Raw genomic sequence first — 2,077 nt, 5'->3', positions numbered from 1 at the left:
GCATGTTTCATCAATGCAATTCCGTCATAAAGGCGGCTTTGTGATTTAACTGCATACTTCTCGTAAATATTAGCATTGGTGAATTGGGCTTTTACTGAAAACTCATCAACAGAAGATGAATAGTGGATATCCACCCCGGTTTTAAACAGGTGCGAGGCGTACCGGATATAAATGTTAGCCGGAATCCAGCGCTCCCCGAAGTTGAAATCCAGTTCCTCAAAAGGGATAGGTTCGGGGATAGAGCTTTGGAGAGCCTGTAATGATTCTTGCGCCGCAATATCATTGGGTTGCCGCGTGAGGTAACCTTCAATATTTTTTACTTTCTCAACTACATTCCCTGAAATGAATCTGTCAGCTACTTCGTAATTTTGAATGAGCGGGTTAAAATAAATTCGTCCGTGAAGTTCCTGAATCAGTTCCTCCCGGCTCTTTTCGTTCAACAGGGATAGCATGTAATCCATCCGTACTTCCCCGAACTTATTCAGTGAGGCAGCAAGGGCCTCTTCCGAAGTATCTACCTGTTCCAGCTCCCTGGCATTAAAGGCAACAGGCTGGTGGAAAATATCTGCCTTTACCAGTTGTCCGTTTTCGCCTCTTTCCAAAGCCAGCACTTCATTGGCCCCGGAATCCATTTTCAACAAGCCGAGATTTTTGGGGTCGTTCAGATTTCCATACTTCTGAAAGAAATCATCGTAATAACCGTTTAACAGTTTTCGGCCTTCAGTATCTTCTTTTAAACCTTCTGCCTCACTGTTGTACAGTTGGTGATAGGTATCCCTGATTTGAATATAGAGCGAGGCTTTTGTTTCCTGTTGTGGGTTTAGTTTCAACCGCTCAAATGTTGCTGTATCTGAGTCTCGTTCCTTTAAAAATCCAATCTGTTTTTGGTCTTTTACCAGTGAGCCGTTCTTGAGATGACTGTGTAATTCTCCATTAAACGGTCTTATAGCCGGGAGTGAAGAGTTGATTTCTTTGGTCTGTTTTCCGTCTACCGGATTCGGTTGTGAAAACAGGTTTAGTTGTTTGGCTTTTGATTTTGCAGAGTTTCTTTTCCTTGAGGGATTGTTTTGGCTGCGTTCCTCCTGGCTCAGGCCAAAAAGGTCGTATAGGGTTAGCTCTGGTACGGATTGTTTTGTCTTCTGCTCAGTTTTGTTTGGAGATGAAACTGAAATGGATTTTTTGTTTGAAATATTTTGTTGATACAAACTGAAGTCGAGCTTTTCCCTAAAATCAGCTTCCAGCATTTTGCTTAAATCCGAAGCGATTCCTTTTATTCCTTCTTTATGAATAAAAACCTGTGCTGGCTTGCCGTAAGGGTCAGTATCAATAAAACCTTCGGTGTGGACTACTCGTTGAAAATTGTTGAAATAGTTGTTGTTGAATACTCCGCTGGAAAGCTTTTCACTTCGTACAAAATCTTTCTCTTTTTGTGTCAACCGGTTTTTACTTGAATCTTTCTGAACAATAATTAAATCACTGCCCACTTCGGTTCCGGCATGTTCACTGAAAAGGTTATTGGGCAAGCGGACTGCTGAAACCAACCGGCTGTAATCCATTAACCACTGGCGTACTAGTTCATTTTTTTGTGAATTCATTACTCCCTGAGAAGTGATAAAAGCCAGGACTCCTCCTTCACGGAGCGTATCCATTCCTTTTAAAAAGAAATAATTGTGGATGCTCTGGGATGCTTGCTGCCTTACTTTATCCTTACTTTTCAGAAACGAAACGTCAAAGGCCGCAACGTCGCCAAACGGAATATTGGAAGAAACCACATCGAAATGGTTATTGTAACGGCTTTCAATTTCTTCAAATCCGGCAGTCCTGATTTTATCGTCGGGATAAAGTTTGGACAGTATCTTACCTGTCAGTAAATCCTTTTCAAAACCTGTTGCTGAAAGACTTTCATTTTGATTCTTAAAAGCTGAGATAAAAGCTCCCAATCCGGCAGAGGGGTCAAGAAACCTATCAGGAGATATTTGATTCTGTTTTAATGTTTCTGTAAGAACCTGAATAATCTCAGGAGGCGTGTAAAAAGCGGTAAGAATGGAATTTTTAAGGCTTCCAACATACTGTTTGT

1 protein-coding gene is annotated in these 2,077 nt (G+C 41.4%); it reads right to left on the bottom strand.

Annotated elements, in window-relative coordinates; genetic code table 11:
- A partial coding sequence (locus K5G00_RS29170; protein ID WP_238770118.1) for an N-6 DNA methylase occupies positions 1-2,077 on the bottom strand: 2,077 nt, incomplete at both ends.

Source organism: Maribellus maritimus, from assembly GCF_022267315.1.
GTDB lineage: Bacteria > Bacteroidota > Bacteroidia > Bacteroidales > Prolixibacteraceae > Draconibacterium > Draconibacterium maritimum.
Note: the sequence above shows the minus strand (reverse complement) of the source record. Positions and strands in the feature narration are given on the sequence as shown.